This is a genomic window from Microvirga arvi (assembly GCF_016892765.1).
Lineage (GTDB): Bacteria > Pseudomonadota > Alphaproteobacteria > Rhizobiales > Beijerinckiaceae > Microvirga > Microvirga arvi.
Genome location: NZ_JAFEMD010000001.1, coordinates 184834 through 210117, shown reverse-complemented (window position 1 = coordinate 210117; position 25284 = coordinate 184834). Strand labels below are relative to the sequence as shown.

The following is a 25284-nucleotide window of genomic DNA, read 5'->3' as shown; positions in this document are numbered from 1 at the left end:
GACATCCGTGGCCTCACGCCCATCATCTCGTTCTTACCCTTCAACCTGGCTCTGCGACCGGAGTGACCTGCTTCCGAAGCGTCTTGGCAGCCTGCGCATGCCCCGCCTGCGCAGCCTTCTCAAGCCACTCTCGCGCGGATGCTTTGTCCTGATCGGATGCTCCCCGCTGATAGCGGATGGCGAGGCGGTACATTGCACCGGGATGGCCACTTTGCGCAGCCTGCCTGAGCCACCGCTCAGCCTCGCGGGCATTTGGTTTTGTCCCGATCTCGTTAAGGCGGAAGAGCTCGAACATCGCATCCGGCGAACCGAGCCCAGCGGCCCGCTCCAACCACATTTTTGCCAGAGCCGGATCGGCAAGAGTGCCGAAGCCTTTCATCAGGGCACGTGCCACCTCGATCATCGCCGGCTGGGAGCCGGCCTCCGCTGCACGCAGGTAGGAAGCGAAGGCTCCCTCCGGATCGATCGTTGCCGCCAGACCCGAAAGCTTGGCGCTGCCGAGTTGAACCTTTGCCTCGAGCATTCCGGCTTCACCTGCTCGGGAAAGCCACTGCTCGGACTTCTGGCTGTCGCGTTCCACTCCCGCGCCATAAAGATAGGCGGTTCCAAGACGAATCTGCCCATCAGGATCGCCCTGGCGTGCGGCCTGGGTGTAGAAGTCTGCAGCGAGGCGTCGATCCTGAGCGATTCCGTCGCCGCGAGCGTAAGCATCGCCCAAGGCGATCTGAACCTTCGTATCGCCCGGCTCTTCGCTATAGATCTCCCGATACAGCGCAAAGGCCCGGGCCGGATCGTGAGGGACTCCATCGCCGTCGCGATAGGCTTTGGCAAGGATGAAGCGTGCCCCATCATGTCCAAGTTGAATGGCGCGTCGGAACAGGGCTTCTGCACGCACCGAATCTCGCTTGATGCCCGTCCCCTGCAGGAGTGCCGTCGCCAGGAGCGTCATGGCTTCCGGATTGTTCTTCCGGACCAAGCCTTCCAGCGCAGAGGAGCCGTGCTCAATGGAACCCGGATCAGGCAGCCGCAAGTACATCAATGCAATTCGGCTGGCCTGATCCTCGTCCTTGGCCATGACCTTTTCGGCAAAGGCAAGCCATCGACGGGCGGCGCTCTGCTGCTCCGCCGTTGCCTGATCTGAAAGGTAGAGCTCGGCCAGATTCAGTGCGGCCTCCGCGCTGCCGCCCTCTGCAGCCCGCCGGAGCGTCATCTCGGCGAAGGAGCGCTCACCACGGACGAGATAGAGCTTCGCCAAGGCAATAGGTGCCCGCATGTCGCCGGCGCGGATCGCCTTCTCCAGCGCATCCCGAGCCAAGTTGAAATGTCCTGGTCCTCCGGCACGGGAGTAGAGAGCGCTCAGCTCGACCATGGCCGCACCGCTGCCGGCTGCTGCCGCGCGGCTGAACCATGTTGCGGCAAGCGCCTGATCCTGCGGCACTCCTCTTCCTTCGTTGAACATCTTGCCGAGCCTGACCATGGCTATGGCACTGTTGGCCTCCGCGGCCTTGCGGTACCATTCCAAGGCGCGCGGTGCTTCCGTCCCTGAGAAGCGGCTGGAATAGACGTCTCCCAGACGAATATAGGCGACAGGCGATCCGCTATCAGCCGCTTTCCGATACCACTCCATGGCATCAGTCTGCGATTCAGGGATCCCGCTGCCACGCAGCAGGGCGTCTCCCATGGCGACGGCCGCTTTTACATGACCGCGCTCCGCTGCACTTCTCAGGCGTGCAATGGCCGTCTTGAGCATGCCGCCTGCGGCATCCTGATAGAGCAGCGCTGTGCGCGCAAACTCGTAAAACGCTGTCGTGTTGTCACCGACCGACGCTCTGTCGAAAAGCTTCAGCGCGAGGGGAACATCGCGATCGACCAGAACACCATCGCGAACATGACGGCCCAACGCCAGAAGAGCCGTTGTATCGTCGTCGACACGCTGCAGCGCCTCGGCGAGGAGGCTCCTGGCAGCCGCGCGGCCCTCATCGCCATACTGGCTCCGAATTTCCGCTGCAAGGACGAGCGCGCGCGGAGCCTTCGTTTCAATGGCACGATTAAGCCAGAGTTCGGCAACGCGGCCCTCAAGACCGAGCACAGCACCGTTGTATGGATCCTCCGCGAGGATCATGGCAGCCTCGACGGACCCGCGCTGTGCCGCCTTCTCCAAGGCATTCCGGGCTTCCTGCGGCTGGCGCAAGGGAGACTTCGGATCAAGCCGAAGACGGCCCAAGCGCAAGGCAGCCTCCGTGTCGCCAATCTCGACGGCGCGCTGATACCACTCGATCGCAGCACTCAGACGCTCCGCTCCATCGCTCGTTGTGCGATAATGATCGGCCAGTGTCCTCGCCGCTTCGGCAGAACCTTGCCTCGCGGCCTGGAAGAGAAGCCGCAGCCCTTGGGTTGCGAATACATTCGCCTTGGCTGGATCGGCCTCGAGCCGGGCGAGAGCCAGACCCGCCGGGCCGTGTTCGGAACGCAGGGCGATTTGATAGAGGTTCCTGGCTCCTTCAATGTCGCGCTTTCCGTTAATGCCGGCTTCCATCAGCCCAGCCAGAATGAAGGCAGCCTCATGGTTCTGCATCGCTGCGGCACGGCGCAGCAGGTCCGCCGCCTTCTCGATAGAGCTCCGTTCCTTGTCACGCGCCAGCATCAGCTTCGCTCGCCGTACGGCTGCCGAGGGCCAGTGCACTCCCGGAATTGCGAGAGCCTGATCGTAAAGACGCTCCGCCTCATCGTAACGAGGAACTTTCAGCGGGTTGGATTCGCTAACAGGGATCCCATCCTGCAGCAACTGCGCCTGCTCGATGAGTGCGGCAGGATCCTTTCGCTGCTTCAGCTCTTCCACCTTCTCCATCGTCGTTCGATAGCGAGCAGCCGGATCGCCATTCTCAGGAGCCTGTGCCCGGACCGATGGAGACGACATGATTGCGAGCAAGGCAAGGGTGCTGGCAAGCAGGGAATTGGATCTGACCATCAGCGCCCCCAGAAGCATGTAGCATTGCCGCCGATGAACTCATCGATCAGCGGCCGGTCCGAGCGAAGATTGCGCACGAACAATGCCTTCAGCCTTTTCGTCGCAAGACCCGTGCGCTCCCGTGCCACCAAAGGCTCAACCCAGGCCATGTAGTGCCGCCCATGGCTGCGCTTCGTCATGAATCCCAGATCCTGGCGGCGGAAGTCCGCCTCTCCACCGGGGATATAATTCTCCGAGGCATAGGCCATGACGATATTGGGCTCCGCAATGCCATTCAGAAGATATGACAGGACACGGTCATAGTTGGTGTCGCCGACACGCAGGCTATAAAGGTCAGTGCCGCGAGTGGCGGCGACCTCCGCCAGCACGGTCAGGCTGGCCAAGGATTGGCGCATGTACCAGAGAGCCCTCGCTCCCCGTCTTGTCTCCAGAGCAAGGCTTCCATCGGGCCGAGCCTCCGCAAGGGCGGCGCGGTAGCGATCAAGCCCTTTCGCATAGAGGGTATCGTCACCGATGGTGGCTCCCCATGTCATGAGGACGCTGTCGGCCAGATAGCGATGGTTATTGCGGTCGACGACCCCCTCGAAGACCTGATCGACCTTACGTACCAGCGGATCGATCCAGCCGAGGAGAGTCCGCCGCTGCCCCTCGTCCAATCCTCTCTGCAGGACAGAATAAGCTACGACTGTCGGCAGCAGGACCCGTTTCAAGGCATAATGGGCGTCATGCTCCACTTGGGTATTCTCGAAGGCCTTTGCTTTTGCCCAGGAGAGCATCAGGTCGCGCAGGGACGCTTCCGAAGCTGCATCCCCCGCGAGAGCCCGGCCGGTGAGCACCATCACAGCCCAGGCATAGTCGTTCGCGGTTCCGTCTGTGCCGTAGCCTTCGGTTGCCTTGAGGCTGTCGACGGGCTTGAGGCTGCTCCAGGAAGGATCCCGCGGGATCGCCAGACATGCCGCCCTGGCACCTGTGAAAGCCGGTTGCCCGAGCGAAGTCCGCCGAAGCTCAACATCGAAGAGTCCCTGTCCCTTGGCCTGAGCAAAAGACGGTCCGATTGTCAGGACGTTCAGCAGAAGGACGATGAGGACGTTTTTCATGCTGCCCCTATGTGCCTTGAGAGCTGCTGGAGAATGCTCTGTGCTGGACACTACCACTGACATCGGTGCAGTTCGATGTTCCTTGAGCGCTGAAGACCTGAAGTTCGGTGTCTCCCTCAAAGAGCCCCTGATCCCGCAACCTGCAGGATGAAACAGGCTTTGCAGGGCGGCAGGTGCTTGCGAAGAGAACATCGGAGTGAGAGGTAAGGCGCAGAACCTGGCCTTCCAGCCCCCGAATATCGCCGCCAAGGAGGCGACGGGATTGCTTCACGAAACGGTTGGAGAACATCGCCAACCCTGAAACACCCTGGGTGTTGATGCCAACGCCGTTCGTTGAGAAGCGGTTGTGCTTCAGGGAGAGGCTGGTCACGGGAGCGTAGCCAGAATCCGCAGGTTGACCTTCCCCAGTCTTGCCCGCCAGAACATTGGCAATGTAGGCGCTGACGCCCGAATTCGCGTTGGCCTCGATCCGGTTGGCATAGGCTCCCACATCGAAGCTGTTGCGCACCTTCAAACCGTCCCGCCTGTTGCTCGCGAGATAATTATTGGTCAAAACGTTGCAGGAACTCTCAAAGACAGTTACTCCGTCTTGCGCATTCCGGAACGAGCTGTTCGCATGAATCACATTGTTCGTGCTGTTGCGGTCGAGCACAATTCCCGAACCGGCATTATCAAACGAGATGTTTCCTACGATCCGGCTGTCACTGACGTCGCGCGAGACCGTGATGCCATGCCGAAGCATCGTTCCATAGATTGCATTGAAGGCGATGGTGATCTCACTTGTACGATCGTGCGCATCCACGGCATAGACGATGCTATCGCGGAACTCGTTGCCAATAACTTGGATGCGCTGCGCATCATAGGAGTGAACCCCATAATACGAGTTGCGGAATACGTTATCGACGACGATGCCCACCGGGCGCTCCTGATCCCGCAGTTCCGCTACTCGCTCCGGCCCTGATGAGAAGCTCAAGCCAAGGGATTTGGCATTATCATAACCGAGGGCACTGAGAACGGAGGATGCAACGTCCATGCGTCCATCGCCCCAGGTCAGAAGGAACGGGCGGAACGCTGGGGTCTCTCCGCTGCCTGTCCAGAGCGGTTGGCCCGACTTCTCTTCATATCCAACAATCTCCGCATCCACGATACGGACATTGCCGGCATTGACGATAAAAGCACCTGCATTCGCGCTCAGCCGGTAAACCGGGCTATCGAGGCGCGAAAGAACAAGAGTTGCTCCCGGAGCCACAAGGATGGGAGCCCGCACCGTTACGACACCTGCATCGTACCCGATGAGGTCTCTCGCGTCAGTGCCTTGCAACTGGCGCGCAACCATCCCTAATGTCGCCACGCCGCTTTGAACGACAATCACTCTGGGTGAAGGCAGTCCCTGGTGACGGATCGCCTGCTCGAGACGCGTGGCTCCATCCTCGTCGTCCTCGAAGAACTTCGCAATGTAAGGATTCTGATTGGCGAAGGTGCTTCCGACGACAGCTCCGCCCGGCCATGGCGTGCCGGCCCGAACCCCTCCAGCAGTTAGGAGGTTTTGAGGCATCTGAGCACTCGTTTTCGCCGGCTTTTTGGCGTCTGCAGTGATCAGTGTGAAGCCTCGCCGGGTCTGTATCTCCTGAACCGTCTCCATAGGCTCCTCGGAAACCGACGCTACGACCTCTACATCTTCCGCTGCGTCCACTCCGGGCTCTTCGTTCAGAGGCGCTCCGAGGACATTGGCTCGGAATCCGGCCAAACGCCGAAAGGCCGCCCCGCGTGATCGATCATCCTGGATCGAACGGACTAGGTCCACAGCATAAATGCCGCCATCGGGCAGAGCCGCAAGCTCAAGCGCAAGTTCTGCCTTATCTTCATCATGCATAACCCTGTCGATGCCGCGCTTCAGCAAAACGTCGGGAATTTCTCCATGTTTTCTTCGATCCACCAGCGCCCTTATTTCAGTCGCAGTAACGAAGTCCTTCGCACGGTTACGGATGCGATCATCGTGAATGCGCTGAGTAAGTTCATCTGCCCGAAGCTTGTCATCAGCCAGGGATCGGATAATTGTCAGAAGCGTCTTGTCGCGCGAGCCGCCCTCCTGCATCTCTGCGATTTTAATGGCTTCGTTCAAAGCGAGGTCTTTTAGTGCGATGTTGTTCTTGCGCGCGGCTTGTTGTGAGAGCTCTGAATAAGCCTGAAGCCGGTATTCTACATCCTCGATGCGGCCAGCGAGCAAGATGGCTTGGTCAAGGTTTCCGGCTATGGATTGCGCGAGAGCAACCGCCGATAGAGCACGCCCGACATCCTTCGCACCTACAAGCTCAGGAATGAGCTGCATGGCGCCGGCGATGTCGCCTGCCTTTGCCCTGGCACGTGCAATGCCGCTCAGCGCGTGTGAACGATGATCCTTGGATCCGATGCGCGGCAGCAAGGATTCGGCGTCAGCCAACCGGCTCCGATCCGCCAGACTTATAGCGAGATCACTCAATGCAGACGAGACTTCCACACCGGTTTCAAGTCGCGCTGCAAAGCGCAGTGCATCGTCCAAGCGTTCGGATCGTGTCAATGTCTGCACCACATCAGGCAGAAGGGTGCGTCGGTGCACGTCGTTCAGCGTATCAATGTATCCAAGCGCTGCAGTGAGGAGCTGATCGGCCATGCGGTCATAGCCGGCCTGCTTCAGCGCGGCGGAAAGGTTGAGCTGGATGGAAGCCTTGCCTGGACTGTCCTGCATTGTATTGAGAATTTCGGAGGCCTGAAGCGGCCCACCTCGATCGGCATAGGCTTTGACGATCGCGCCGATGGCCTTTTCCTGACGGCCCTGATCGACGATTCCCTGAGCTGCAAGAAGAGCGATTCGCGGATCCTGGCGGGAGTTAGAAGCCTCCAGGAGGTCGATGAGGAACTTCTCCCGTTCCTTGCTATCCAGCAGAGCAAGAGCCATCGAGAGACTCCCGACGATATCACCTGCCTCAAGCCGCCGCTTTGCCTCCAGCCCTAATTTGGCATCGGGTGCCTTCTCCCAAGCAGTTCCCTTGATCTGAGCCCGTGCCAGCTCATGCCTAGCATAGGCCCGGTCACGCGCTTGTGGAATCATGATAATAGCACGATCTGCCAAATCCAGGCCCGATGGACCAAGGCCCGCAGCAAGGCGGGCAGCCGCCTTGTAGGCTCCGGCTCGTGGCCCCGGTTCCGAGATCTGCCCGCCTGCCTCGATCGCAAGGGTCGCATACCTCAAGGCACGGTCCTGAGCGCCGATCTTTGCATAAGCAAGGGCGAGATCAATGAAAGCCGCGGCCCGATAAGCTGGCAACCTTTGTTCGCTGGCAATCTGATGCAGCGAGATTCCGATTTCGACGCGATCAGCACCGGGCGCGGTGCCTGTGACATCCCCGAGCGAGGCTTGCAGGAGGAAGGAGCCAAGCATGTCATGGCTCAACCCGTCGTCGGCAAGCCGCTTAAGCTCGGAGCGCGCGCCGTCACGCAACTCCGCCAAAGCGGCATTGTCCTGACCGGCAAACTTTTCGAGTAGCTTAACGCGTGCCCGCGCGACTTGGTAAAATCCAACCTTCTGCCGTGGCCCGGCCCCGTTCTGCTCCGCGGACAGGAAGGCTTGTCGTGCTTCCTCTGCAAGGCGCGCCACTTCATTGCTGTCTTGTGCCATGGCGCTGGAAACCAGCGCCATGGAAAGAAGAAGAGAGGCAATCCGCAAACGAAGTCGACCGTCAGATCGTGACGATGCGGTCATACTGATCCTCCAGGCGCACAATGTCGTCCTCGCCCAGATATGTGCCGCACTGCACCTCGATCAGGTGAAGCTCATCGTCGCCGATATTCTCCAACCTGTGAACGTCACCTTTGGGGATGTAGACGGACTCATTCGCCTTCATCACAAAAACTCTTTCGCCAACGGTGACGCGAGCCGTGCCGGAAACGACTGTCCAGTGCTCGGAGCGGTGATGGTGATACTGCAGGGATAGGCGTCCTGCTACATCGACGATGATGTGCTTCACCTGGAAGGTCTCACCGACCCGAAGGGATTCGTACGAGCCCCATGGACGCCGCACCTTCTTGTGGAGGCTGGCCTCCTGGCGCTTCGCTGCCGCCAGTTCAGCCGCCAGCCGTCCCACATTCTGTGCTTGGTCGAGAGAGCTCACAAGAACAGCGTCGGCAGTATCGATCACAACCACCTTCTCAACGCCCATGACGGCAATGAGCCTGGAGTTGCCATGAACATAGCTGTTGCGCACGTCTTGAAGGAGCGTGTCTCCGCGCGAAACATTTCCGTTTCCATCCTTGCTTCCTACGTCCCATAGGGCGGACCATGAGCCAAGGTCACGCCATTCAGGGGATACGGGGATGCAGACGAGGCGATCGCTTCTTTCCATGACGGCATAGTCGATCGAGATTACCGGAGCTGTATCGAAATCGGCCGCAAGGCGGATAGTGTCATTACCACGCTGGGCCAAAGAGAGTGCACGGCGGGCGCAGGCCAAGACATCAGGCGCATAGCGCTCGAGTTCCTCCAGGATCGTCCGTGCGGTGAACATGAAGATCCCACTGTTCCAGAGGTGGCGTCCGTCGGCAACCAGTGTCTCCGCAACGGTTCGCTTGGGCTTCTCCACGAATCCAGCGACCTTGAAGCTAGCGCCATCGAAGGCCTCACCGACCTCGATGTACCCGAAGCCAGTTTCAGGGTGGGTCGGACGAATACCGAAGAGAACGATCTGTCCTAAACGAGCGGCTGTTGCCGCTTGCGAGACTGCCTGAGAGAACACCTCCGTCTGTTCGATCACATGATCGCTTGGAGCGACCAGCATCAGCCGGTCCGGATCCTCCTCCGCAATCAGAGCCGCGGCTGCGGCAATTGCAGGCCCGGTACTGCGGACGCAAGGCTCGACCAAGAGGCGCGCCGATCCCGTATGAAGTTGTCCGAACTCGCGCAAGGCAAGGTCGCGATGACTGGTATTCACGACGATAAGGGGCTCTGCGTACTGCTCCGTACGGAAGCGTTGAACCGTCTGCTGGAACAAGCTCTCGTTGCCTGAGAGGGCATGAAACTGCTTCGGCTCACTTGAGCGGGAAACCGGCCATAGACGGGTGCCTGATCCACCGCACATCAAAACCGGGATGATATTGTCCATTGTTGATCTCCAAAAATCCAAGTGAGGTCCTCAATATGATGACCTGGGCTCAGTCATTCCCCAGACCCGAGCCCGGCAAGGCGCCTCCCGTTATCGGTTTGAGGCTCTTTGGCCCTTTTTGGTGCATTGGCCACTTCGCTACCCTTGTTGAAGATAGCTGCAATCCTGTTTCCTGCCCAGCTTGCAGCTGTTTGCAGTTTACTGACAGCTGAACCGATCGAAGACCCAGAAAATGTATTGAAGACTACAGATACAGGTTGCCCAATTGTCGATGCGCCCAGTTCACGGCCAGGCGCGAGTTTGACGATGAACCGCCCTGCCGCTGCATGGTCTTCGAAGGATGGCAGGCGTTCTATATTGGTTTCCTTTACCCGCGTGCCGTCGGCATATTCGATGACAGCGCTCGCCCCTTTATAAAAACGAAGGACCTGATCGTTCGGAACGCTCGCAGTAATGTAGAGAGTACTTGATTTCTCACGTAAGGTAAGGATCGGCATCCCTTCCCTGACGAAGTTGGCAGTCCGGCTGTAGCGAGCCTGAACCACGCAGGAGCACGGGCTGTCGATGACGATGCTGCTGCCCTGGGATCCCTGGATCGTAAGGAGCGGCTCTCCAGCCTTCACCTCATTACCGGCAGCAACGAAGGTGAGTTGGCCATTGGACGGAGCAGGAACTGTGACCAGATCAGCCGTGATCTGGGCCGCCTGGCCCGGAACGAGATAGAGGCGCTCGAAAAGACTTGCCCCTATGAAACCGACAAGAAGCAATGTCACCGCGCCGATGCCAACATAACCTGCAACGCTGCGCCCATGGTGGGCCAATTTGGCTGCAAAACCTTGAGGCTGCGGCTTCGGAGGAACCTCGCGGGTCTTGCCCTCATTGCGACGGGAAACAACATCCAGAACGTCGCCGGCTTCTACCACTTCTCCAGATAAGTAGGCATCAAGCATGAACCGCAGGAGACTATGCTGGCGAGGAGAGACGTCGACAAATCGAAGACCAATCCTGTTGTGTTCCTCAGCAACGTAGCGCACCTCCGCATTGATGGGCAGAGTGAGCTCATAGCCACTGAATGGAAAGGCAAGGGTGAGATCGAGAACATTTCCAGCCTTGACGTCGAGCGATCCTGTGCGCAGACCGATTCCTCCGACCGAAACGTCGACGACAGCAAGCTGCATTCCGTTATGAATGCACTTCACAGGAAGGCGATATCGTGGATGCTGCCTTTGAACCTCGGCTTCGTGCGTGATCTTCGTCATAAAGATATTCTCCAAGCGGCATCGCTGTCTTTAAGGAAGGATGTGCATCGGCGTTGGCAGCACGTCCATGCTCCATGCCAAGACCGTCAGGAAAGCGGTGAGCGCAAGACCATGCATGTAGGCAGACATGAAGTTGCTTGCGATCAAGGGGCGCTTCGCCACATTCCCAGATGTCGTCTTCTGCCGAGTCCATTTCTGGCGATCCAGACGGAATGTGACATGAACCTTAATGAGCGATCCGAAGATCTGATTGAAGTAGAGGAGGAACGGATAGAAGACCGACACCCTTGGTCGGGCAGCCAAGAGAGACAAGGTCAAGACATACCGGGATGCCAGAATCCAGAGTGCATAAAGCAGGAGAGCATAGCCACTGATGAAGATTGCAGCGAGAAGGGCGACAGCGAAACCGACCAGCGACGTCCACATTGACATTCTCTGGTCGAGAATTGCCCACCAGGTGAACAAGCCGATTTTCCAGGGGCCAAGGGCAACAGCCCTGGAGTTCGTCCGCAGCATGTTTCCGAACCACCGCACCATCAGCATAGCAGCTGCCGATATGAAATTTTCCGATGGAGGATCCTCCACGGTCAGAACGACGACATCCGGAACGTAGAGCATCTTGTATCCATTCCGGAGCAGCCAGAACCAGCTCGACTTATCGTCCCCGGTCAGGAACTTGAAACGGCCCAAGCGCCAGTGATCGACATAATCCAGCTCAACCTGACGTATGAATTCCGGACTGCAGATGATATTCGCCCGGAACATCGACATGCGCCCTGTCAGCGTCAAAACTCGCTCCGACAGGCCTACAGATGACATGAGCGTATGCCGCTGAGCAAAGCGCAGAGCGTACCACTCCTGAAATATGCGGGCGCCACGCACTTCGCTCGTTTCATCAGTCGTCAGAGCACCGACTGCCGGATCGAGCCGGAAGAAGCCGGCACACTTCCACACGAGATCCCGAGGAACGATGCTATCGCCGTCAATAACGGCGACAACATCGTCGGGCGCCGGGGCCTGCCGCGCGACGGCTCTGAACCCATAGGCAAGAGCGTCTCGCTTACCGGTTCCGGCAATTCTCACGATCACCAAGTTGACCTTGTCCTGGTCGCCACAGATCCTCTGGAACAAGCTCTTGATCAGGCGCTGGTCGCCTGTCTCTACGATGGACGCTACGATGGTGGCCTTCCCTGGCGCTGCTAATGCAGCTTCGAAAGCAGCCCGGTAGACACGCGTGGTGACAATGCTGTCGATGCGAAAGGTTGTCACAAGCAGATATGCATGAGGAGGATCCAGCCTGATTGCCGCATCGGCAGCCTTCCGCTGTCTTGGAAAAATCATTTTGCGGAACACCAGTGCTCGAACGAAGTGCAGCAGACCCCATCCGTAACGCCACATGGCCAGAATTCCGACGGCGCCGATTATACCGGTGCCGACGGAGCCATAGGCCTCTAGTGGAAGCGCAGCAGCCAAAGCTGCTACGGCAACCACGTAGAGTATATGCGCCCCTACTGTCTCCGAGAGACGGACGCTGCCGTTACCAGCAGATTCCCTGATAGACGTCACCTGAACACCTTGTTGGATCGATGCGGACGAGATCAATGAGAGGGCGATCATCCTGTACGACGTGAAGGATTCGCTTGGCCTCCTCACGATTGCCGAGAACGAAGACCTCGGCATGATCGACGACTTCATTGATGTCAGCTGTCAGAAACGATGTCAGATGCGGGAGATGCGCTTTCACGAACTGGAGGTTCGCCCCTGTCAGCTTCGAGACTTGAATGTTCGGATCATAGATTCGGATATCGTATCCTCGGCCATACAGACGCTCCGCCAAGTCAACCAGCGGGCTCTCACGCAAGTCGTCCGTCTCCGGCTTGAAGCTCAAACCGATGATCCCGATTCGCCGCTTGCCGGTTGCAGCGATCATGGAGTAGGCACGCCGCAACTGCTCCTCGTTGGCCGCCATCGTGGCATCGAGAATGGGGGTTGGCACATCCAGCTTTCGGGCCGCAAATCGCAGAGCACGAAGATCCTTGGGCAGACAAGAGCCGCCGAAGGCAAAGCCGGGTTTGAGATATGCTTTGGAAATGTTGAGACGCGTGTCGGCGCACAAAACATCCAGCACCGCATGACCGTCAATGCCGGCTTCCTTGCAGATGTTACCAATTTCATTGGCGAAGCTGATCTTAAGAGCATGCCAAGCATTGTTGGTATACTTCACGGCTTCGGCAGTTCGGATGGAGACGATCCTAGGCTCGACCTTGAAGATCTTATGAAGTTCGATCAGACGGTCTACCGTCGCCTGATCGTGGCGTCCGAAAATGATCGCGCCGGGATCATAGTAATCGCTAATGGCGGTGCTCTCACGCAGGAACTCAGGGTAATAGGCAACACCGAATCCTACGCCAGCTTGACGCCCTGAGGCACGCTCGAGAGCAGGTAGAACAATGCTCTCCATGGTTCCAGGCAATATCGTGGACCGCATCACAACGGAATGGAAGGAATTCTTCTCCCGGATCGCTGCACCAATCTCTTCGGCAGCGGCACTGACATAAGCCGTGTCAAGAGAGCCGTTCGAACGGGAGGGCGTTCCGACACAGACAAAAGATAAATCCGAGCCCTGGATAGCTTCACGCACATCGCTTGTAGCCACGAGGCGCTTGCTACGGACTCCGCTTTGAATCAGCTCGCCGAGGCCTGGTTCGACGATCGGGCTGATGCCTTCATTGAGTGGACCGACTTTCTGAGGGTTTGGATCGACCGCAATAACGTGGTGACCATCATTTGTGAGGCACGCTGCCGAAACCGCTCCGACGTAGCCAATCCCGAATACACTAATTTGCATTAGGCTGTTCCTGCTGACCGACAGTGGAATTAAGGCGCTAAATGCTTGGCGCGCCGGGTACAGCCCAATAAATACTACTGCTTGACTCAAAAGCTCTTCACTATTCTGGCTGGAGAGATACCTCATATGGGTTAAGAAAAGAACTACTCCTATCAACGGCCCTACTTAACTCATAAGAGTGCATACACCCACTTGATTATTTTTGCTGCACTGCACTCAGAGATTTTGCTCAATCTATACTAAGCTTATTCTTATGAACGCCAATTTTCACATGGATTAGACCAACAAGCCCGATAGAATTTTGAGATACTCTCGGACCGACAGCACCAACTGGGGGAGCGGCTTTGCGAGGTTCTTCTTTGAAATATTCGCTATGCCGGTCCTAGGCTGTTACTGAAATGGATGCTCCACCACAGGTACAGGTGTGACGAACCTGCTGGGCGCTGGACAAAGCGCAATGGAAGACTTTCAATGAAAAGCTCCCAACGTGAATTTTTTACGTTATATTATCTTACCCCCTTCGGATGGGAGAGAATCAGTCTTCACCACCCCTTCTATGTCACGCTTCCGGTTTACCTCGTACTGGGCTTAAGCCTCGCGATTGAACGGCCATTGTTCAGAAATGCTGTCTTTACCATGCGCTCCAAGAAAAGTTGACGCCTGCCGCGCAGCTAAGACAGAATTCTGCACCTCCAAGGCTTTCGCGGAGGAGTGGAAACCCTTCGAACAACATAGTTTATTTGTTCTGATTATAACCAGATAAAAAGCGAACAACTCTAACGACTGAAAATATAGCCGGAGAACGGCTCGACATATTTCGGGGCACCAGACATTGACTTCGCGAGCATCAGTTACTCCAAGCAAGAATTTTAGTCTGATCCATTGGAAGATTACTCTTCCGATAGATCGAAATGGCACATTCTTCGGCACAGCCAGCGAGGTGAAAAATCTCAGCGGGTACCAGCATCGCGATTATTTCTACACAGGCTTCGATGGAGCCATGGTGTTCAAAGCTCCCGTCGAAGGAGCAACAACAGCTGGTTCCCGGTATGCACGCTCTGAATTGCGCGAGATGAACGGCTCCGAGCGGGCAGCATGGACGATCCGGCAGGGTGGCTTCATGAAAGCCACCTTAGAGATCGACCAAGTTCCGACGCTCTTCAACGGAGCAAAGGGGCGCATGATCGTCGGGCAGGTTCATGGAAAGGATGACGAACTTGCCCGCCTTTATTGGGATAAGGGAGCCTTATATTTCGAGAACGATATGGCAGGGAGCACTGGCAGAGAGACAAAGTTCATGCCGAGCAACAGCGCTGGTGCCAAACCCGATGTTTCTCTGAATGAAAAATTTACCTACACCATCGACGTCACGTCCAATCGTGTAAAAGTGACGGTCTATGCCGATGGGCAGACATACACGGCCGCAGATACGATCCATCAGGCTTGGAAGAGCGATGCCCTATACTTCAAGGCTGGCACCTACCTAGGAGTCAACGAGACGCAAGGAATCGGCTATGGACAGGCCTCCTTTTATGCCCTGAAGTTCAGCCATATCGATGCGACGCCTCAGCCAATGTCGAAATCACCTTCTCTCCCTTCCACATCGAAAACCTATTCTGGGACAAATGAGGGCGACAAGCTGACCGGCTCCAATGCCAATGATAGGGTGGAGGGTAAAGGCGGCAACGATTTGCTCTGGGGCAAAGGCGGCAACGACGTGCTCGTCGGCTCATCGGGCCAGGATACTTTCACGTTCGATACAAGACTTGGGGCCAACAACATCGACGTCATTCTCGACTTCAACGTCAGGGACGACACGATCCGCCTCAACGATAGTGTTTTCACGAAGCTCAAATACGGAAAACTCGCACCGGAAAGTCTGGTCATCGGCCCGAAGGCTTTGGATGCACAGGATCGGATCATCTATAACGACAAGACAGGCGGCCTCTTCTACGACGCTGATGGATCCGGCAGGACACGTGCCGTCCAGTTCGTCAAAATAGATGCAGATCTGAAGATAACTGCAGCCGACTTCCTCATCATATAAGAAGTACTCTCCTGACATCACGGACTGGAGAAGACTTCCGCTCCTCTTAGCAGTCGGCACTTATCCGAAAGAGCTAGCAATCGATTTCGTGCACTCTAAACGCAACTCAATTACACTCGCGCAGGAAATCTTACGGCCAAGCTGACGTCCTATTGCCACGATTGATACCGAGAAATGTCCTCAACCAAGGGGACATGCATGATCTCTCGTCTTCATCTTGCCTGTGCAGTGCTCGCCTGCTCCTTGCCAGCCGCTGCATCGGAGCAACCTTTGATCAATTCATTGGTCGCACAGCACGCCAAGGCGCACAGCGTCCCTGAAGCGTTGGTCCATCGGGTCATCAAACGAGAAAGTGGTTATAATCCGCAGGCATCAAGCCGAGGCAATTTGGGATTGATGCAAATCCGCTATGCGACAGCTCGCGGCATGGGATATCGAGGAAGTCCATCGGGATTGCTCGATGCCAATACCAATCTGACCTATGCGGTTCCCTATCTTGCCAATGCGTATAAAGTTTCAGGTGGCAACGCCGATCGCGCAGTGGCTCTATATGCCAGCGGCTATTACTATGAAGCGAAGCGCAAAGGCCTGCTTCATGCGCTAAGGACGGCGATCGACGATCCTGTCTCCACCGGCTCGATCACGCCGCCTGCAGCGGCTTTGCCCTCCGCAGCATTCACGTCGGCCACTGCCCGCTGAATTCGCCGGACGAACAGATGCTCAGCCTCGATTAGGTTGAGCATCTGCACAGGCTGCGTGGGCGTCTCAATGTCATGCAGGCTCCGTATCGATCCCTGCCTCCGCCAAGTCCTTGAACCCTCCGATGTTGAACACTGCGGTATAGCCCATGTCCTGCAGGGTCTTCCCTGCCAACGCTGAACGTCCGCCCGAGGCGCAGTGCAGGAGAACCGGTCTATCCTTCTGGAACATTGGATTGTGATACTGGCTCTCGGGGTCGGCACGAAACTCCAGCATGCCCCGAGAGACATTGATCGCTCCTTTGAGCTTACCGGTTTGCTGGACCTCCGTTGGATCCCGCACATCCACGACAAGAACCTCGCCCGCACGCATCTTCTCGGCTGCTTCGCTGGGGGACAGCCTGGGGACTGAGGAATTTGCTTCAGCCAGCAGATCCTTCACGTTTCTAGCCATGGTTCTCTCCATACAGAGCCTGCTATGTGGCAGCGGCAAGAGGCTCCGCCCACCGGCTTCATGTGTCAAGAAGGATCAGGCTCAAAGCCGATGAAGCGGGCAGTGGAGCCTTGATGCTGTCTGGCGCGTTGATGAAGGCCAAAGCGCTTTAGCGATCCCAGAGCAGTCGAGTTCCGGACGAGAGCAGTTTTACGTTTTGATTGGAATACTCCGCCCAGGCTTGGGCCAACACCATTCCACAATCCTCAAGAGGATCATGACATGTCACGCGAGGTAACAGATTCCGAAGGCATCGCATGGTCTTGCATTCAGGCCTTTGCAGGACTTGGCAATGATCCGGAGAAGACTGATGCGGCGCGGGTGGACGGTGCAGAAGATCACGTTCATGTGGTCTGCACGCCGTCGGGAGGAGCAAAGTCAGTGCGCCTCGAGCTTCCTGGGGATTGGGAGAAAACTATGTCCGATGACGCCCTGCTGGTGGCTGTTCGCTCGCTATTAAAGGAAGAGCAGTCTTCAAGGTCTGACGCATGACGTGAGAGGGTCTGCAATGCTTGAATGGCCAAAGATCGCATTTCTCGATTTTGAAGCCTCTTCCCTGGGCAAGAACGGCCATCCCATCGAGGTCGCCTGGGTTCTCGCAAATGGTAAGGAGGAGAGCTATCTCATCCGGCCCGACCCATCTTGGACCGATTGGGATGCAAAGGCGGAGACCATCCACGGAATCTCGCGGGCTCGGCTGGAATTGGAAGGAATCGCAGTATCGGCGGTTGCACAGCAAATGGTGTCCGCTCTGGCAGGGCATAGCCTCTACGCAACAGCACCTTCGTGGGATGGGAAATGGTTGAGTCGGCTGCTTCGCACGGCTGGTCTGCCGCGGCATGCCCTGCGCCTTGAGGATACAGAAGCGGCACATCGGCAGGTGGTGCATGGGATCTTGCATAATGCGGGCGTCCCAGCAGAGCTGCATGATGGAATTTTGAAGGACGTCCTCGCTCAAGCCCAGAGAGAGGATGATCAACTCGGCCCTGCTGAGCACCGCGCTCTCGCAGATGCTCGACGCGAGCAACGACTTTGGCTGGATATCCGTCACCGTGTTCAAGAGATCGCAGGACACCTGGGGAGTGCTGCCGCTCAGGCGCCTGGATTCAATGAGGGGCTGAGCCGGCCTGCCACGTAGGAGTTAAACTTCGCTTGAACAGACCCCACAGACCGCCCAATAGATCTCTTAGATTCAGTAACCGTCCGGCAGTTGAGATGCGATGTCCTGATTGGGACGGGTCAGAACGTTGATACGTCGACCATCAGGGAGTTCGATCGTCCGCAATCTCATCACTTCTAGACCTGCATCAACTCCCTCTTGAACTGATCCATAACGCGTTATCCGCGCACGCCGCTCAAGGCTATTGCGAGGCGGACGGGCCTGTGACACCTCAACACGGGGCTCGTATCTTCGCGCAGCCTGCTCATTCCGCCTTTGACTGCGTGTCGCATTGCGTACTTGCTGCGATGATCGGCGGATTTTGCCTTCCTCCGATGACTTCTCCTTGACCTGCGCGCTTGCTTCCTCCTTCCGTGGTGATGCCACGGAAGGGGCCGGCGCCTCCGCGCTTTCCTTATCCTTGAGAACTTGCGGTGGTGCCGGGCTCGAAGAAAGCTGAGCCGGAGACGGCGCAGTAGCAGGGGAAGAGGTCTGTGGCTGCTGCACTGCAGGAGCAGGGGCCGGCCCTGGGGCTTTCGTACCACTCTCTGCCGGCGGATCGATCCAAGTGCGCCCAGCTTGAGCCAACACGGGAATTGGAGTCCCCAAGACTCCCATTAGTGAAGCCATCAACAGCCAATGCCCTGCTGATCCTACCATGACTCAACTCCATTCTTCTCATGAAGGAACGCTTCTGCCGCCATTCCCGGTTCCACTGGCTCAGCGCCGAGAAGCTCAAATAGGGCTAAGTCATTGAAGATTAATATTATTTTATTTCAAAGCCTAGCTTGCACGGCAAGCACGATGTGCGGCCGATGGGCTGGGGCCGAAGCGCGAGCCCCACGACATCGACCTCTTGCTTAAAAAACCAGACGGTTGTGATGCCGGAAAGCCAAGAAAAAGAGGCTCAGCCCTTGCGCAAGCTGTGCAGTAACCGAAATAAGAGATCCCAATTGTGAGCAAGGCTAAATGGACCAGATTTTGACATTGGCGACGGATCCGACTGCCTGGGTGGCGTTAGCGACCCTTGTTGTTATGGAGGTGGTGCTCGGAATCGACAATCTCATCTTCATCTCGATCCTGACCAACAAGCTGCCTGCTCATCAGCAGGCCAAGGCCCGCAAAATCGGCATTGGGTTGGCCTTGGTGCTTCGTCTCGCCCTGCTCGGGACGATCGCTATCATCGTTCGATTGACCGATCCCCTGTTTACGGCCTTTGACCATGGCTTTTCGTGGCGCGATCTCATCCTGATCGCAGGCGGTCTGTTCCTGGTCTGGAAGGCGACCAAAGAGATCCACCACAATATGGATCCTGATCCAGGTTCCGACCTGTTCGAAGGTCGCAAGGCTCAAATAAGCTTTGCATCGGCGATCGTGCAGATCCTGCTGCTGGATCTCGTGTTCTCGATCGACAGCATCATCACAGCAGTCGGAATGACGGATCATGTGCCGATCATGGTGATCGCTGTTGTCACCGCTGTAACCGTCATGTTGCTGGCGGCTGATCTTCTGGCACGTTTCATTCAGAAAAATCCGACAGTGGTCATGCTCGCTCTCGGCTTCCTACTCATGATCGGCATGGTCTTGATCGCGGAAGGCTTCGGTGCTCACGTGCCCAAGGGCTATATCTATGCAGCAATGGCTTTTTCGGCTCTGATCGAGATCTTGAATATGCTCTCGCGCCGGGCCAAGAGGGCGCAATAATCCAAAGAAGATCGGGCGCGGCGATTGAACTTCCGTGCTCGATCCTTTCCTCGCAGGCCTGTCAATCCTCAAGCTGTGCTGCTTCAGCGGCCGTCCAGAGGCTCAGGATCGCGTCCGAATCCGTCATCCTGAAAAGCTCCTCCAAGCTGATGCCGATGGATGTCCCATACCGAAGCATCTTCTCACGGTCAGCCTCAAATGTGTTCTTGTCGGCCCATTCCGGGCGTGCGTCGATCAAAGCACTCATCATCCGCCAAATCTTGTGGGAGTGTGAGGGGCCGAACATACCCTCTCCTTCTCTTGCACGGATTCCTCTTTATGACGAAGGAAGTAAAATAAACCCAAAATCGGGCCAAGTGGATTATATGTTATAATGAAAACCTGCATCTACTCAGATAATAAGCTACAATGTTCCATTCCAAGACAAATCGAGTCTTCATAGGAGACTAATTGATACCGCCTTGCTGGCAACAATTCTGTTGGCCTGCCCTCGTCACCTTGCTTATAGAATAAATTCAGATCAGATCGTTGTACGACCGATGAAGCGTCTGTTGTCAGAAGTTTATTTGCACCTGATCGCAGGCGTGATTGCACTTGGAATCCTTGGGATTTCAGCCCACACGCTCTGGATGGATCGACTTGGCACCTGGCAGGAGGCTGAAAGGTCTTCCCATAATATGCTGACCACCATCACCCGTGATCTCGAGAACAATATCGAACTCCTGGACCTCTCTCTCAAGGGAGCGATCGAGGGTCTTCGCCATCGCGGGTTTCATAAGCTTTCGCCTGACCTTCAGTACAGGATGCTCTTCGACAGGGCGGTTTCGGCATCCTTCATGGGGAGCTTGCTGCTCCTGGACAAGAATGGCGACCTGATCGCCGATGCGGGGCCGATCATTGCCTCACGTTCGCTCAACGTCTCCGACCGCGAGTACTTCAAGGTCCATAAGGAGAATAACCACCTTGGGCTCCATGTGAGCCGCCCCTACCGCAGTAAAGCACCTCACGGCGATCTCAGCATCGGGATCAGTCGACGCCTTTCCGATCCCGATGGCGCCTTCGCCGGAGTGGCTATGGGTTCGATTGCCCTGAGCACGATCAATCAACGCTTCCAGAACCTGAGTCTTGGCCCGCTAGGGGCCATCAACCTCTTCCGCAGCGACGGCGTCCTCCTGACACGCTACCCCTACGACGAAAGCCAGATCGACCAGAACCTTGGTGGTTCGCCTCATGTCCAGCGACTCCTGCGCGAGAAGTCGGGGACCTTCGATTCGGTCTCTCCGATCGATGGGGTGCACCGCATCATCTCCTTCGAGCGGCTGGACAGATATCCGATGGTTCTTACCGTTGCACTGTCGGTGGAGGAGGTTTTCTCCGCTTGGGAAAGGAAAGCCCTTGTTCTCAGCCTTGTGACGCTGGTGCTGTGCTGCGCAGTCGTCGGATTGACATTTCTCTTCCAGCGCGAACTTAAACGCCGCACGAGAGCCGAGACCAAGCTCAGACGCATCGCGCGAACGGATGACCTGACAGGCCTTCCGAACCGTCGTGCCTTCCGTGAGACTTTCGAGCGCGAATGGCGCCAAGCGATCCGTTCAGGCTCCACCCTGTCGCTGCTCTACATCGACGCCGATTACTTCAAGAGCTTCAATGACCGCTACGGGCACGGACGCGGCGATGAAGTGCTGCGCGCGATCGCCGGCACGCTCGACGGCAGCATCCGCCGACCACGGGACATCGCAGCCCGCTACGGCGGCGAAGAGTTCGCCATCATCCTGCCCGAGACGGATCTGGCGGGCGCCCTGATGATCGCCGACAGGATTCGACAGACCATCAGCGCCATGGCCCTCGTGCATGAGGGAAGCCCTTATCAATGTGTCACGGTGAGCATCGGTGCCGCTTCTGAGCGGGCACCCCGCGGTGGCGAGAGGAACACTCTCCTCGAGGCGGCGGACCAAGCGCTCTATCTTGCCAAGGCAGCGGGCCGTAATTGCGTCCGCAGCCCCGGCGAGAGCATCCGCTCACATCAGGCAGCCTGACCCTGACTCTTCAGGGAATGAAAGGCGACCTCACTCCATCTCCCTTGCCCAGTGCCATCCGACGTCTCAAGCGACCGCGATGCACTCGATCTCGATGTCGAACTCCATGGGCCAGGATGCGACTGGCACGAAGGTTCGCGAAGGAGGATTCTCGGGGAAGAAGCGGGCATATACACGGTTGATGGCGGCATAGAACCCGGCATTGGCGGCATAGATCCGCACCATCACCACCTTGTCGAGGGAGGTTCCCGCACTCTCGAGGCAATGCTGAAGCGCCCGCAGGGACGCCTCGGTCTGCACCTCGATATCGCCCTTCACGAAGCCGCCCGTCTCGAGATTGAACGGCGGCGTTCCCGAGACGAAGACGAAACCGTTCGCCCTCGTCACCATGGACAGCGGAACGCCTACCCGGCGCACGCCTTCAGACAGAACTGGGACTTCGACGACTTCCTTGGACATGCCTGGTCCTCCCCTTGCATGCTGCCACTGTATCGTATGCAAACAGTTGCACCAGTCCGACATTCAGGTTCAAGGACGACGGATTTCCCTCACTGGGCGAGCCATCGGCTCGTGAACCGCTGCCCCTGCCGATAATCGCGCCAGTTGGTGTTGCATCGGATTCACCTGAAGCGGCGGGTGGCGCGGTTCTACAGCCTCATGATTGAACGGGACCTGTTCAGAAGGGTTTGTCCCATCGACTGCGCCTATTTCGGGAACAGAAGCTGCACCTGGGTTCTGAGCTGCCAGTCAGAGCCCCCGCTAGGCCTTGCGACGTTGTAGTAGGCCGCGAGCTGCGCATTGATCGGCTGCTTGCCGATCTTGAACACCCGCCCGAAGCCGCCACCGATTGGCACAGTCCAGCGGTCGCCATGGCTGGCTTCCCAGTCGGCGGTGATGATGGGCGACGACGTCAAGTACCAGCCGCCGGGCAGGTTGTAGTTCACGAAAGGCTGCAACAACATCTGGTTGACGGGGCTGCGGTTGCTCTTGCCCGCGAAGGACCAGACATTGTTGACGAGCACGCCGAGCACCCAGGGGCCTTGGATTGTCAGGGCAACAAAGGTCGGACCGATCGAATACTTGCCCTGTGTGAGCGTCTTGTCGGTGCCGGTCGGGAACACGAAGGTCGGACCGATGCCCCAGATGATGCCGTGCGTCGGCTGCTTAGGCGAGAAGAAGAAGCTCGGATTGATGTCCCCGAGACCGAACTCGCGGTCGCCCGTCACGGTCAGGGGCGGTTGCGAGATCACCGGCGTGATCCAGCGCGTGATCAGGTTCCAGTCCCGGTCCAGCGAGATCGGGATGACGGGCTGGATGTTGAGGATGTCCTGAAGCTGATTGTGCGGGCCGACGTGGAAGTTGAAGTTGTTCTGGAACGGCACGCTGATCATATCGGCAATGGGGTTCTGCGCCGCCTTGGCGAGATCGCTCGTGCTTGCCTCGTGCTGCTCCTGGGCAAAGGCGAAAGAACTTCCGAAGCCCACTGATATGGCGAGTGCCAGCCACAATCCCAACAGCCCGCAGGGCGTGCATTGTCCAGTCATGAGGTGCTCCATCCGAACTCCCCAGCCCGCCCACAACAAGTCAAGCAGAGTTCCGTTCAGGGCGATAGACGGCAGGCTGCCTCCCCTGCGCAAAGTCGGGGCCTGTTGTCTACGGATCACAGGACGGCACGACGGTTTGCGGCAGAGATACGCGAGCCGCCGACAGACGTTTACAATTGGTGCAAATGTTGGTTCCGGGAGGAGCTGAATAGCCTCGATGATCCGCCGAAGGTTGTCACGCTCCACCCCCGTGCTATCGATCGCTATCTCGAGGCAGTGAAGCGCCTTGGGATAGCGATCGCGGAAGGCTCAACCGAAGGAAGCGAACTCTCGAAAGCCTCGGCGCGTGAATTGGTTGATACTATCGTCGTTCACCCCGCCACAGCCGCAGGCCAAGTCTCGATTGACATCAATGGCAGCTTGGCAAAATTGATCGGCGGAACGCCATTCCCGCAGGGGCGGTCTAATGTTAGCGGAGGTCCGCTACCGTCAATCCGCCCACTCTTCGACCCTTGAGTTCCGCCTATGTTCTTTTGGCTAAAACTGAGATTTCAGGCAACTTCAGCTTTGTGCCAGAAGCGGACAATACCCCTATTGTGAATTTTCTCTCACGCATTTCGCCTCGCTCGTCCTCTCGTCCTATTGCATCTGAGCTGGCCGCAACAACTCCGGCTTGAAGAACCGGCTCGCAAGAGCCGCCAAGATGATTGGCGTGAAACCGATCACGGCGGCATAGACCAGCAGGCCCGCATTGCCGATCACCCCGGACTTGAAAAATCCGTAGCCGACGAAAAGCAAGACATGAGTGACGGCTCCGGTGGCGAACGCCACGCCCACGACCTTGCCGCTGTATGGTCCGCGAATCGCGCAGGCATAAACGACCCAGAGGGACAACGGAACAAACAAGATGACGCTGCTCCATACGCCGGTGTTGTAAGCGCCCTGCGCGACGCCCCCCACGGTGTGCAGAAGTCCGTTGGCAAAGATCAATCCCCAGAAGCTGAGGCCGATGAGGACGTTGCGCCTGCCAAGGTACGCCGCCAGCGGCGCCCCAAACCACATGAGAGCGATGTTCACCACCGGGTAGAACGACAGGGGAATCGGGCAGTCCGGATACGGCGGAAAACCCAAGTTCTTGCAAATCATTTCCTGGATTGAGTAATCGAAGCCGAGCACCGGCAGGCTGTATTCCTCGAACTGATGCACCAGATAGAGCGGTGTGGCGAGCCACCCCAGCCACACTACATCACGCCATCGCGATATCGCGGTGTTGCCACGGAATGTGTCGGCCGTCAGCAGGATGGCGACCATCGGGATCGCTCCACCCAACCCGATGAACGGCCAAACCGTGTAGAACCAATTTGTTTGCATCGCCCCCCGACACGAGATGGCGCTGAGCGTACTGAAAAGCTCACTGGTTACAACTTGACTCCCGCAAAACTAAACTCAACGGCGTTGCGTAAGATTAACATTGCTTGCAACTGGTCGATCGTTTGGACGGGAGTCCGCTTCGGGTAATAAGCAGACGCTCGCAATCCACGCAAATGTCTGCTCGGCCAACGTGGCCTGAACAAGCTACTTAGTAGCAGTAGCAGAGATCCACCACATAGCTTTGGCTGCGAATGAGTGCGGAGCCTGCCAAACATCAACTGGATGCTGTTCAGCTACAGAAGTCACTGAGCTTTTTTTGCGGAGGCGCTACCAAAAAGGAGGCTAAAATATATAATTTGCCTTCAGTTTCAATTACTTAACCGATTGATGGTAGCGGAGGAGGGATTTGAACCCCCGACACAAGGATTATGATTCCTCTGCTCTGACCAACTGAGCTACTCCGCCCCAGGCAGCGGGGGCGGACCCCGCATCAGGCAAGCGCGATATAGGGAAGGTTGCCCCCCAGTGTCAAGAAAGACGGGCGGTCAAACTGCGGATTTGTGGCGGTCCGGCCGATCACGCTGCCTCAAACGGAGAGTGGCGCCAAGCTGTGGGGCGATTCCCTTGAGAATCCGAACCTGAGCGAATAGTCGATGACTCGATCAGCCCTTGGGCTTCATGCGCCAGAGTTGGAAGCCCTCGGACGAGACTGCCTGTTCAATGGTCTTGCGGGAGAACTTGTGCGGCGGAGCCTCACGGGAGTTCAGCGTGCCGGTCAGGCCCCATGGAGCATATTTGGACGGGAGCTTCGTGCCGGATTCATCTCCTGCAAAGGCATGAAGATCGTCCTTGGCCTGGGAGGTGAACATGAAAAGACGCATAGGAAGTGCTTTCGTGGTCTGGAGACGCCCCTCCTTTGGAGATA

19 protein-coding genes and 1 tRNA gene are annotated in these 25284 nt (G+C 57.3%); 6 read left to right on the top strand and 14 right to left on the bottom strand.

What is annotated here, in order from left to right; translation table 11 throughout:
• Positions 1-40: 40 nt before the first annotated feature.
• Genes ILT44_RS01090 through ILT44_RS01060 form a run of 7 tightly spaced genes read right to left on the bottom strand, consistent with a single transcriptional unit; the run spans position 41 to position 13433 of the window.
• Positions 41-2968, bottom strand: a complete 2928-nt coding sequence (locus ILT44_RS01090) for a tetratricopeptide repeat protein (protein ID WP_204237699.1) — start codon at positions 2966-2968, stop codon at positions 41-43.
• Entirely contained in the window at positions 2968-4065 is a 1098-nt protein-coding gene (locus tag ILT44_RS01085) for an alginate lyase family protein (protein WP_204237698.1), read from the bottom strand. The genes ILT44_RS01090 and ILT44_RS01085 overlap by 1 nt, the downstream gene beginning before the upstream one ends.
• 7 nt (positions 4066-4072) lie before the next feature.
• Positions 4073-7804: a right-handed parallel beta-helix repeat-containing protein gene (locus ILT44_RS01080; RefSeq protein WP_204237697.1), complete on the bottom strand. Its 3732-nt coding sequence runs from the start codon at positions 7802-7804 to the stop codon at positions 4073-4075.
• Positions 7782-9200 carry a mannose-1-phosphate guanylyltransferase/mannose-6-phosphate isomerase gene (locus ILT44_RS01075; protein WP_204237696.1) on the bottom strand — a complete coding sequence of 473 codons (1419 nt, stop codon included), beginning with the start codon at positions 9198-9200 and terminating at the stop codon, positions 7782-7784. Before ILT44_RS01075 ends, ILT44_RS01080 begins: the two co-directional genes overlap by 23 nt.
• A 53-nt stretch (positions 9201-9253) precedes the next feature.
• Positions 9254-10459, bottom strand: coding sequence for a PilZ domain-containing protein (locus ILT44_RS01070; RefSeq protein WP_204237695.1), 1206 nt, complete (start codon positions 10457-10459; stop codon positions 9254-9256).
• A gap of 30 nt (positions 10460-10489) precedes the next feature.
• Complete coding sequence (locus ILT44_RS01065) at positions 10490-12076, bottom strand: glycosyltransferase (RefSeq protein WP_204237694.1); 1587 nt, start codon at positions 12074-12076, stop codon at positions 10490-10492.
• Positions 11997-13433: a nucleotide sugar dehydrogenase gene (locus tag ILT44_RS01060; protein ID WP_204237693.1), complete on the bottom strand. Its 1437-nt coding sequence runs from the start codon at positions 13431-13433 to the stop codon at positions 11997-11999. Before ILT44_RS01060 ends, ILT44_RS01065 begins: the two co-directional genes overlap by 80 nt.
• A 706-nt stretch (positions 13434-14139) precedes the next feature.
• Between ILT44_RS01060 and ILT44_RS01055 the strand changes: the two genes are divergently transcribed.
• Both ILT44_RS01055 and ILT44_RS01050 read left to right on the top strand, forming a co-directional pair.
• The gene (locus ILT44_RS01055; RefSeq protein WP_204237692.1) at positions 14140-15354 is read left to right on the top strand and encodes a polysaccharide lyase family 7 protein; all 1215 of its coding nucleotides are present in this window, start codon (positions 14140-14142) and stop codon (positions 15352-15354) included.
• 198 nt (positions 15355-15552) lie between these two features.
• The gene (locus ILT44_RS01050; protein WP_204237691.1) at positions 15553-16053 is read left to right on the top strand and encodes a lytic transglycosylase domain-containing protein; all 501 of its coding nucleotides are present in this window, start codon (positions 15553-15555) and stop codon (positions 16051-16053) included.
• A gap of 72 nt (positions 16054-16125) precedes the next feature.
• Here ILT44_RS01050 and ILT44_RS01045 read toward each other — a convergent pair whose 3' ends face one another.
• Positions 16126-16506 (bottom strand): rhodanese-like domain-containing protein, encoded by a 381-nt coding sequence (locus tag ILT44_RS01045; RefSeq protein WP_204237690.1) that lies wholly within the window; start codon positions 16504-16506, stop codon positions 16126-16128.
• Between the two features lie 261 nt (positions 16507-16767).
• Here ILT44_RS01045 and ILT44_RS01040 point away from each other — a divergent pair, with 261 nt between their 5' ends.
• From ILT44_RS01040 to ILT44_RS01030, 3 genes are all read left to right on the top strand, one after another.
• On the top strand, positions 16768-17037 hold the full coding sequence (locus ILT44_RS01040; RefSeq protein ID WP_204237689.1) for a hypothetical protein: 270 nt from the start codon (positions 16768-16770) through the stop codon (positions 17035-17037).
• A 16-nt stretch (positions 17038-17053) separates the two neighbouring features.
• On the top strand, positions 17054-17683 hold the full coding sequence (locus tag ILT44_RS01035) for a 3'-5' exonuclease (protein ID WP_204237688.1): 630 nt from the start codon (positions 17054-17056) through the stop codon (positions 17681-17683).
• Positions 17684-18673: 990 nt separating this feature from the next.
• Entirely contained in the window at positions 18674-19408 is a 735-nt protein-coding gene (locus ILT44_RS01030; protein ID WP_204237687.1) for a TerC family protein, read from the top strand.
• A gap of 61 nt (positions 19409-19469) precedes the next feature.
• Here the strand turns inward: ILT44_RS01030 and ILT44_RS01025 are convergent, their stop codons facing one another.
• Positions 19470-19658 (bottom strand): hypothetical protein, encoded by a 189-nt coding sequence (locus ILT44_RS01025; RefSeq protein WP_204237686.1) that lies wholly within the window; start codon positions 19656-19658, stop codon positions 19470-19472.
• Between the two features lie 301 nt (positions 19659-19959).
• On the opposite strand from ILT44_RS01025, the gene ILT44_RS01020 reads away from it, so the two are divergent.
• Positions 19960-21444, top strand: a complete 1485-nt coding sequence (locus ILT44_RS01020; RefSeq protein WP_204237685.1) for a sensor domain-containing diguanylate cyclase — start codon at positions 19960-19962, stop codon at positions 21442-21444.
• A 66-nt stretch (positions 21445-21510) separates the two neighbouring features.
• Here the strand turns inward: ILT44_RS01020 and ILT44_RS01015 are convergent, their stop codons facing one another.
• The 5 genes from ILT44_RS01015 to ILT44_RS00995 form a co-directional block, all read right to left on the bottom strand.
• Positions 21511-21903 carry a RidA family protein gene (locus ILT44_RS01015; protein ID WP_204237684.1) on the bottom strand — a complete coding sequence of 131 codons (393 nt, stop codon included), beginning with the start codon at positions 21901-21903 and terminating at the stop codon, positions 21511-21513.
• A 245-nt stretch (positions 21904-22148) separates the two neighbouring features.
• On the bottom strand, positions 22149-22988 hold the full coding sequence (locus ILT44_RS01010; RefSeq protein WP_204237683.1) for a hypothetical protein: 840 nt from the start codon (positions 22986-22988) through the stop codon (positions 22149-22151).
• A gap of 639 nt (positions 22989-23627) precedes the next feature.
• Positions 23628-24299 (bottom strand): HXXEE domain-containing protein, encoded by a 672-nt coding sequence (locus ILT44_RS01005; protein WP_204237682.1) that lies wholly within the window; start codon positions 24297-24299, stop codon positions 23628-23630.
• Positions 24300-24747: 448 nt separating this feature from the next.
• Positions 24748-24824 (bottom strand) — tRNA-Met (locus tag ILT44_RS01000).
• A 197-nt stretch (positions 24825-25021) separates the two neighbouring features.
• Positions 25022-25240: a hypothetical protein gene (locus ILT44_RS00995; protein ID WP_204237681.1), complete on the bottom strand. Its 219-nt coding sequence runs from the start codon at positions 25238-25240 to the stop codon at positions 25022-25024.
• Positions 25241-25284: the final 44 nt, after the last annotated feature.

Excerpts from the sequence above, each read along its gene's own strand:
- ILT44_RS01080 (WP_204237697.1), bottom strand. The coding sequence starts at position 7,804 with ATGACCGCATCGTCACGATCTGACGGTCGACTTCGTTTGCGGATTGCC.
- ILT44_RS01030 (WP_204237687.1), top strand. The coding sequence starts at position 18,674 with ATGGACCAGATTTTGACATTGGCGACGGATCCGACTGCCTGGGTGGCG.
- ILT44_RS01075 (WP_204237696.1), bottom strand. The coding sequence starts at position 9,200 with ATGGACAATATCATCCCGGTTTTGATGTGCGGTGGATCAGGCACCCGT.
- ILT44_RS01065 (WP_204237694.1), bottom strand. The coding sequence starts at position 12,076 with ATGATCGCCCTCTCATTGATCTCGTCCGCATCGATCCAACAAGGTGTT.
- ILT44_RS01060 (WP_204237693.1), bottom strand. The coding sequence starts at position 13,433 with ATGAGGTATCTCTCCAGCCAGAATAGTGAAGAGCTTTTGAGTCAAGCA.
- ILT44_RS01005 (WP_204237682.1), bottom strand. The coding sequence starts at position 24,299 with ATGGTCGCCATCCTGCTGACGGCCGACACATTCCGTGGCAACACCGCG.
- ILT44_RS01085 (WP_204237698.1), bottom strand. The coding sequence starts at position 4,065 with ATGAAAAACGTCCTCATCGTCCTTCTGCTGAACGTCCTGACAATCGGA.
- ILT44_RS01015 (WP_204237684.1), bottom strand. The coding sequence starts at position 21,903 with ATGTCCAAGGAAGTCGTCGAAGTCCCAGTTCTGTCTGAAGGCGTGCGC.
- ILT44_RS00995 (WP_204237681.1), bottom strand. The coding sequence starts at position 25,240 with ATGCGTCTTTTCATGTTCACCTCCCAGGCCAAGGACGATCTTCATGCC.
- ILT44_RS01090 (WP_204237699.1), bottom strand. The coding sequence starts at position 2,968 with ATGGTCAGATCCAATTCCCTGCTTGCCAGCACCCTTGCCTTGCTCGCA.
- ILT44_RS01045 (WP_204237690.1), bottom strand. The coding sequence starts at position 16,506 with ATGGCTAGAAACGTGAAGGATCTGCTGGCTGAAGCAAATTCCTCAGTC.
- ILT44_RS01040 (WP_204237689.1), top strand. The coding sequence starts at position 16,768 with ATGTCACGCGAGGTAACAGATTCCGAAGGCATCGCATGGTCTTGCATT.
- ILT44_RS01070 (WP_204237695.1), bottom strand. The coding sequence starts at position 10,459 with ATGACGAAGATCACGCACGAAGCCGAGGTTCAAAGGCAGCATCCACGA.
- ILT44_RS01010 (WP_204237683.1), bottom strand. The coding sequence starts at position 22,988 with ATGACTGGACAATGCACGCCCTGCGGGCTGTTGGGATTGTGGCTGGCA.
- ILT44_RS01050 (WP_204237691.1), top strand. The coding sequence starts at position 15,553 with ATGATCTCTCGTCTTCATCTTGCCTGTGCAGTGCTCGCCTGCTCCTTG.
- ILT44_RS01035 (WP_204237688.1), top strand. The coding sequence starts at position 17,054 with ATGCTTGAATGGCCAAAGATCGCATTTCTCGATTTTGAAGCCTCTTCC.
- ILT44_RS01025 (WP_204237686.1), bottom strand. The coding sequence starts at position 19,658 with ATGATGAGTGCTTTGATCGACGCACGCCCGGAATGGGCCGACAAGAAC.